This is a genomic window from Desulfolutivibrio sp., assembly GCF_036584575.1.
GTDB lineage: Bacteria > Desulfobacterota > Desulfovibrionia > Desulfovibrionales > Desulfovibrionaceae > Desulfolutivibrio.
The window spans coordinates 1-6669 of sequence record NZ_JAZHDB010000043.1 but is presented as its reverse complement, the minus strand read 5'-3'; the positions used below and the strand labels follow the sequence as shown (position 1 = coordinate 6669).

The window sequence follows — 6669 nt, the reverse complement described above, 5'->3', positions numbered from 1 at the left end:
GTCAGCGACGTGGACGTGTTCACCCGGGAGGAATTCGCCCAAAAGACCCAGTGGTACTGGATGTTCACCACCGGCGCGGGCATGGCCCTGGTCATCGCCGCCGGTCTTGGGCTGGTCGTCGGCGGGGTGGTGGTGGCCCAGACCCTCTACGCCACGACCATGGACCATCTGCCGGAGTTCGGCACCTTGCGGGCCATGGGGGCCAAAAACGGCTACCTGTACAAGATCATCATGGCCCAGGCCGTGGCCGCCGCCGTGGTGGGCTACGTGCCGGGCATCGCGCTCAGCCACCTGCTGGTGCATCTGGCCGAGGCTGGCGGGGCCTCCATCCTTTTGACCTGGAAGATGTCCGTGGGGCTGTTCTTTCTGACCGTGACCATGTGCGTGGCCGCGGCCTTCGTCTCCATCAACCGGGTCACCCGCATCGACCCGGCCATGGTTTTCAAGGGGGCCTAAGGCATGGCCGACGCGACATCCCCCACGCCGCCCGCCTGCGCCGAAAACGGCCAGGCATTGGTGAGCGTGCGCGGCCTGACCAAGGAGTTCCGCACCGGCCACGTCACGGTCCCGGCCCTTCGCGGCGTGGACCTGGACGTACGGGCCGGGGAGGTGGCCCTGTTCATGGGGCCGTCGGGCAGCGGCAAGACCACGCTGTTGTCCATCCTGGGCTGCATCCTCTCCCCCACCTCGGGCAGCCTGCGCATCAAGGGCCGGGAGGCGGCCGGGTTGCCGGAAAAGGAACTGTCCGCCCTGCGCCTGTCCCATTTCGGGTTCATCTTCCAAAACTACAACCTCTTCCGCACCCTGACCGCCGCCGAAAACATCCAGGTGGCCCTGGACCTCAAGGGCATACGCGGCCAGGAGGCCCAGGACCGGGTGGCGGCGGCCCTGGAGGCCGTGGGCCTGGCGGACAAGGCCCCCATGCGGCCCGAGGACTTAAGCGGCGGTCAGAAGCAGCGGGTGGCCATCGCCCGGGCCCTGGCCGGGGAGCCGGAGATCATCCTGGCCGACGAGCCCACGGCGGCCCTGGACTCCGAGAACGGACGGCTGGTCATCGGACTTTTGCGGCAATTGGCCCTTAAGCGCGGCCGGGGGGTGGTCATCGTCACCCACGACCCGCGCATCCTGGAGTTTGCGGATCGCACCGTCTCCATTGAAGACGGACGCATCACCCAAGGCGGCGTAACGGCATGAGACCCTGTTGGAAACGATATGTACTGGTCCTGGCCGCGGTGGCGGCCCTGGCCACGGCGGCCCTGGCCGGAGTGGAGACGTCGTCCCCCACGGCGACGGATCCGGCCGCTTCCGGGCCGGGCGGCGGCGCACCCGGCGATCTGGCCTGGGTGGCCGCGCCAGGGCGGGTGGAGCCTGTGAGCGAGGAAATGCGCCTGGGCTTCGACATCGCGGGCAAGATCACCGAGGTGCTGGTGGAGGAAGGCGACACGGTGCGCCGCGAACAGGTGTTGGCCCGGCTGTGGGATGCCGATCTCAAGGCCGCCGTGGCCGCGGCCCAGGCCGCCCTGGCCGCCCGGGAGGCGGAGCTAGAAAAGATCCTGGCCGGGGCGCGCAGCATGGAGCGCAAGGAGGCCCAGGCGGCGCTGGCCGAGGCCGACACGGTCATGCGCCAGGCCCGGCTGGAGCACGAGCGGCGCGAAAAGCTTCTGGCCGGGGAGGTGCTGGCCAAGGAGGAGGCCGACCGGGCCGAGAAGGAATACCTGGTCTCCCGGCAGCGCGTGGAGGCCGCACGGCAACGCTTCCACCTGGTGGACGACCCGTCCCGGGCCGAGGACATCAAAAGGGCCTGGGCCCTGGCGGACGAGGCCCGGGCCACCCTGGACCGGTCCAAGGCCTACGCGGCCAAGGCCGAGATCCGCTCGCCCATCGACGGCGTGGTCCTGCGCAAGCACCGCCGGGCCGGAGAAATGGTGTCCGTATCCTTCGACACACCGGTGGTCACCGTGGGGGACATCGGGCGGCTGCGGGTGCGGGCCGACGTGGACGAAAAGGACATCGCCAAGGTGCGCGAGGGGCAACGGGCGTACATGGTGGCCGATGCCTACGGCGAACGCAAGTTCTGGGGCACGGTGTTCCGGGTGGCCAAGATTTTGGGACGCAAAAACGTGCGCACGGACGATCCGGCCGAAAAAAACGACACCCGCATCCTGGAGACGATCATCGACCTGGATCAGCCCGGGCTGCCCGTGGGGCTGCGCATGGATGTGTTCGTCATCGTGGAGGGGGACGCGGCCGGGGTGGATACGCCCCCGGGAATCTCCGAAAAGACGCCTTAGCGCCGCAATCGCTTTGCCGGTGATTTGCCTCCGCCGCCACGACGACACCGCAGCGCCGTGGCCAGAAACCCTGCGGCGCCCGGCCGCAAGGAAGCCCTGCCCCCTGAATTATTTGAAATTCTAATCGCAACGCTTCATCATCATTTGACTTTTCTATTTGCCGATACCACCTTCGGACAGGTATCCGAATCCATGTGACATTTGCGTGACGCCCCCGTAAGGCGGGCTGTCGTCCCCCTTTTCCCATTCCAGGAGGTGCCTGATGCCTGCAACGTCCCTTCGCCGTACCCTTGCCCTTTTCGCCGCCGCCCTGTGCCTGCTTGCGTCCCAGTCGGCCTTCGCCGCCGGTCTCGACGCCTTCAAGGGCCTGTCCGGAAACCTGGACATCGCCGGGGGCACGGCCCACATCCCGGTCATGAAGGACGCGGCCAAGGCCGTCATGGAGGCCAATCCGGCCGTGACCGTAACCATCGCCGCAGGCGGCTCGGGCGTGGGCGTGCAGAAGGCGGGCGAAGGGCTGGCGGCCATCGGCAACACCGGCCGGGCCCTGACGGACGAGGAAGTCGCCAAGTACGGGCTGGTCTCCTTTCCCTTCGCCATCGACGGCGTGGCCGTGGTCGTCAACCCCGAAAACGGCGTGGCCGCCCTGACCTCCCAGCAGGTCAAGGACATCTTCGCCGGGAAGATCGCCAACTGGAAGGACGTGAGCGGCGCGGACGCGGCCATCACCCTCTATACCCGGGACGAGGCCAGCGGCACCCGCGAGGTGTTCTGGGAAAAACTGCTCAAGAAGGGCGACGTGGCCGCCACGGCCAACGTGGTGGCCTCCAACGGGGCCATGAAGGTGGCCGTGGGCAAAGACAAAAACGGCATCGGCTACGTGAGCATCGGCCATCTGGACGCCACGGTGAAGGCCCCGGCCCTGGACGGCGTGGTTCCGGACCAGCAAAAGGCCTCAAACGGCGCCTACCCCGTCACCCGCAAGCTGTACATGAACACCAAGGGCCAGCCCACGGGCCTGGTCAAGGCCTTCATCGACTATATCCTCGGCCCCGACGGCAAGGCCTACATCATCGCCGCCGGATACATTCCGCTCAACTGATGCCTTCCCCCGGCCGCGCCCCAAGCGGCCCGAACACCCCCCGGCCCGGCCGCGCGCCCGGCCGGGGGCTCAGGCGCAGCGCACCATGAAGCCCACGCGGACGGCCGCAGGCGCATCCCCCGGTGCGGCGACGGCCAGTCCCCATGTTTTTCCGCCCGCCCGGCGCGCCCCCCGGGGCGAGGCCCTGGTGCGCTGGGCCTTCCAGGCCTCGGGGTTCGCGGCCCTTTTGGCCGTGGCCCTGGTGTTCGTCTTCCTGGCCGTCTTCACCCTGCCTATGTTCACCTCAGGGGGAATTTTCGCCGTGCTCTCGCCGGTCTGGAACCCCGTCCGGAACCAGTTCGGCATCCTGCCCATGGCCGCCGCCACCTTCGGCCTGTCGCTTTCGGCCTTCGCCCTGGCCTATCCCCTGGGCGTCGGGGTCTGCCTGTTTTTAAACGGCCTGGGGCCGCGCCCGGCGGCCGGGATGTTGCGGGCCGTGGTCCGGCTCATGACCGCCGTGCCCACGGTGGTCTACGGGTTCGTGGCCGCCGCGACCCTGGTTCCGGCCGTGCGCGGGGCCTTCGGCGGCTCCGGCTTCTCCTGGCTGTCGGCCATGCTGGTGCTGGCGCTTTTGATCCTGCCCACCGTGGTGCTCATCCTGGACGGCCAGATGGCCGCCGTGGCCGGGCGCACCCGGCTGACGGCGGCGGCCCTGGGCCTTGCTCAGGGCGCGACCCTGCTTTTCGTGGTCCTGCCGGGCTGCCGCCGGGGACTTTTCGCGGCCGCCGCCCTGGGGTTCGGCCGGGCCGCAGGCGACGCCCTGATTCCGTTGATGCTGGCCGGAAACGCCGTGGCCCTGCCCCATTCCCTCCTGGACTCCATGCGTCCGCTGACCTCCCACATCGCCCTGGTGGCCGCCACGGACAGCACCAGTCTGGCCTACGCCTCGCTTTTCGCCTGCGGCATGATCCTTTTTTGCCTAACCGCCGGGGTCAACTTGGCCCTGGCCTTTGTGCGGCGCGACACCCCGTCCGGGGAGGCCCCATGACCGCCCGCTCCCATGCGAACAGAACCGCGCCGGGTCGCGGCCTGGAGCGTGCGGCCCGGGCGGCGGCCTGGGGCTGCGCCCTGGCCGCGACGCTTCCCGTGGCCTTCCTGGTCGGCTATCTCGCCTACGAGGCCGGGCCTGCCCTTGGCGGCGGGCTCTTTTTCGGGAACGTTCCCGCCCTGGCCGCCATCCTCGGCCAGCGGCCGGTGTGGGACGGCATCTGGCCCGCCTGCGCCGGAACCCTGGCCCTGGTGGCCCTGACCTCGGCCATGGCCGTCCCCCTGGGGGTGGCCGGAGGCATCTCCCTGTCGCTTTTCGCCCGGGGACGGCTGCGCCGCCTGCTGCGCCTGGGGGTGGACGTGCTGGCCGGGATTCCATCCATCCTCATGGGCCTTTTCGGCTTCGCCCTGATCCTTTTCTTGCGCCGCACCTTTTTGCCCCAGGCCAACACCTGCCTGCTTCTGGCCGCCGCGAGCATGGCCCTTCTGATCCTGCCCTATGTGGTGGGGGCCACGGCCGGGGCCCTGGACGCCCTGCCCGACGCCATGCGCCTTTTGGGGCCGAGCCTGGGGCTGTCCACCTGGCGCACCGTGGCCGGGGTGCTTCTGCCCTCGGCCCGGCGGGGGATCTTCGGCGGCGTCATCCTGGCCGTGGGCCGGGCCTGCGAGGACACGGCGGTGATCCTGATGACCGGGGTGGTGGTCGGGGCCGGGCTGCCGTCCGGGCTTTTCGGCAAATTCGAGGCCCTGCCCTTTTACATCTACTACACCTCGGCCCAGTATCAGACCCCGGACGAACTGACCCGGGCCTACGGCGCGGCTCTGGTCCTTTTGTGTCTGGCGGTGGGGCTTTTCATCTGCGCCCGGGCCGGGTCGCGGCTGGTGGGGGGACGCTACGGCATGGAGGAGATGCGATGAACGCGGGCGCCTCTCCCGGCCCGGAAGACGGCCTGCCCCCGGGCGCGATCATGGCCGTGCGCGGCCTGGGCGTGTCCTTTGCGGGACGGGCGGCCCTGTCCGGGGTGGACCTCGACGTGGCGGGCAACGCACTGACCGTGGTCGTGGGCCGCTCGGGCTCGGGCAAGACCACCCTGCTGCGGGCCTTAAACCGCTTAAACGAATGCTTCGACGGCTGCCGGACCACCGGCCGCGTGCTGTTTTCCCTGGACGGCCACACCCTGGACATCCACGACCGGGCCTTTCCGGTCACGGAGCTGCGGCGGCGGGTGGGCATGGTCTTCCAGACCCCCAACCTGCTGCCCCTGTCCATCGCGGCCAACCTCACCATGCCCCTGCGCCATGTCCTGGGGATGGACAAGGCCGAGGCCCGGGAGGCGGCCCGGGAGGCGCTTGTTGCGGCCCGGCTGTGGGATGAGGTGAAAGACCGCCTGGAGGCCCCGGCCAAGACCCTGTCCGGGGGGCAGGCCCAACGGCTGTGCCTGGCCCGGGCCATGGCCCTTGAGCCCGACGTGCTGCTTTTGGACGAACCGGCGGCGTCGCTGGATTTCATGGCCGCCCGGGCCATCGAGGAACTGCTTTCGGGACTGCGGGAACGCTACGCCCTGGTGGTGGTGTCCCACGGGCTGGGATCGGCGGCGCGGATGGCGGACCACCTGGTGGTCATGCGCCGGGGCGAGGTGTCGGCCCGGTTCGCGGCGGGAGATCTGGCCCGGGGCGAGGCCCTGGCGCAGTGCATGGAGGAGGTGTTTTAGCCTCCCGCAGGCAGGGATTTTACAGCCCAAGCCCGGCCAGCACCTTCTCCGGCGGGCGCCGCTCTGGCACGGCAGCCCGGGGGATGGACCCGTCGAGCCAGGCCCGCGACACGTACAGCCCGCAAAAACACGCCCCGTATTCCGCCACGTCCGGCGCCCGGTAGGCGCACGGACACAGGATATCCTTGTCCGCCTCGTAGTCGCCGCAGGCCAGCCGACAGGGGCAGGCCATGTAGCCCAGGCGCTCCTTGTTGACCAAAAGGCTGTCCAGCAGGGCCAGGGTCATCTCCATGTCGTCGTTAAAAAAATACCCCTTGGACTCCTGGAACGTCCTCAGTTGCTCATAGAGCCGTTGCGCCGTCATGGGCGCTCCTTTTTCGGGACTCATGGCCTATCCCTCCAGGGCGGTCAGGATTTCGTCCTTGCGAAAGCCCACGATGACCGTGTCGCCGACGACGATGGTCGGAAACGACAGGGACGGATTGACCTTTTTGACCGCTTCGATGGCCTGCTTGCGGTCGTCGCCGGTCAGAAGGTC

Annotated in this window: 8 protein-coding genes; 7 read left to right on the top strand and 1 reads right to left on the bottom strand. The window is 69.1% G+C overall.

All coding sequences use genetic code 11. The features are described from left to right. The 7 genes from V3572_RS03465 to V3572_RS03435 all read left to right on the top strand — a co-directional run. The coding region (locus V3572_RS03465) for an FtsX-like permease family protein (RefSeq protein WP_332109579.1) at nt 1-456 on the top strand (456 nt) is incomplete at its 5' end. A 3-nt stretch (nt 457-459) separates the two neighbouring features. Further along, nucleotides 460-1194 carry an ABC transporter ATP-binding protein gene (locus V3572_RS03460; protein ID WP_332109578.1) on the top strand — a complete coding sequence of 245 codons (735 nt, stop codon included), beginning with the start codon at nt 460-462 and terminating at the stop codon, nt 1192-1194. Next, entirely contained in the window at nt 1191-2291 is a 1101-nt protein-coding gene (locus V3572_RS03455; protein WP_332109577.1) for an HlyD family secretion protein, read from the top strand. The genes V3572_RS03460 and V3572_RS03455 overlap by 4 nt, the downstream gene beginning before the upstream one ends. Before the next feature lie 262 nt (nt 2292-2553). Continuing rightward, the gene (locus tag V3572_RS03450; RefSeq protein WP_332109575.1) at nt 2554-3393 is read left to right on the top strand and encodes a phosphate ABC transporter substrate-binding protein; all 840 of its coding nucleotides are present in this window, start codon (nt 2554-2556) and stop codon (nt 3391-3393) included. 85 nt (nt 3394-3478) lie between these two features. Continuing rightward, complete coding sequence (locus tag V3572_RS03445; protein ID WP_332109574.1) at nt 3479-4420, top strand: PstC family ABC transporter permease; 942 nt, start codon at nt 3479-3481, stop codon at nt 4418-4420. Further along, nucleotides 4417-5337, top strand: coding sequence for a PstA family ABC transporter permease (locus V3572_RS03440; RefSeq protein ID WP_332109573.1), 921 nt, complete (start codon nt 4417-4419; stop codon nt 5335-5337). The genes V3572_RS03445 and V3572_RS03440 overlap by 4 nt, the downstream gene beginning before the upstream one ends. Beyond that, nucleotides 5334-6131, top strand: a complete 798-nt coding sequence (locus tag V3572_RS03435; protein ID WP_332109572.1) for a phosphate ABC transporter ATP-binding protein — start codon at nt 5334-5336, stop codon at nt 6129-6131. The genes V3572_RS03440 and V3572_RS03435 overlap by 4 nt, the downstream gene beginning before the upstream one ends. A 19-nt stretch (nt 6132-6150) precedes the next feature. On the opposite strand, the gene V3572_RS03430 is transcribed toward V3572_RS03435, so the two are convergent. Continuing rightward, entirely contained in the window at nt 6151-6495 is a 345-nt protein-coding gene (locus V3572_RS03430; RefSeq protein ID WP_332109571.1) for a ferredoxin-thioredoxin reductase catalytic domain-containing protein, read from the bottom strand. Between the last annotated feature and the right edge of the window lie 174 nt (nt 6496-6669).

Excerpts from the sequence above, each read along its gene's own strand:
- V3572_RS03460 (WP_332109578.1), top strand. The coding sequence starts at position 460 with ATGGCCGACGCGACATCCCCCACGCCGCCCGCCTGCGCCGAAAACGGC.
- V3572_RS03455 (WP_332109577.1), top strand. The coding sequence starts at position 1,191 with ATGAGACCCTGTTGGAAACGATATGTACTGGTCCTGGCCGCGGTGGCG.
- V3572_RS03450 (WP_332109575.1), top strand. The coding sequence starts at position 2,554 with ATGCCTGCAACGTCCCTTCGCCGTACCCTTGCCCTTTTCGCCGCCGCC.
- V3572_RS03445 (WP_332109574.1), top strand. The coding sequence starts at position 3,479 with ATGAAGCCCACGCGGACGGCCGCAGGCGCATCCCCCGGTGCGGCGACG.
- V3572_RS03440 (WP_332109573.1), top strand. The coding sequence starts at position 4,417 with ATGACCGCCCGCTCCCATGCGAACAGAACCGCGCCGGGTCGCGGCCTG.
- V3572_RS03435 (WP_332109572.1), top strand. The coding sequence starts at position 5,334 with ATGAACGCGGGCGCCTCTCCCGGCCCGGAAGACGGCCTGCCCCCGGGC.
- V3572_RS03430 (WP_332109571.1), bottom strand. The coding sequence starts at position 6,495 with ATGACGGCGCAACGGCTCTATGAGCAACTGAGGACGTTCCAGGAGTCC.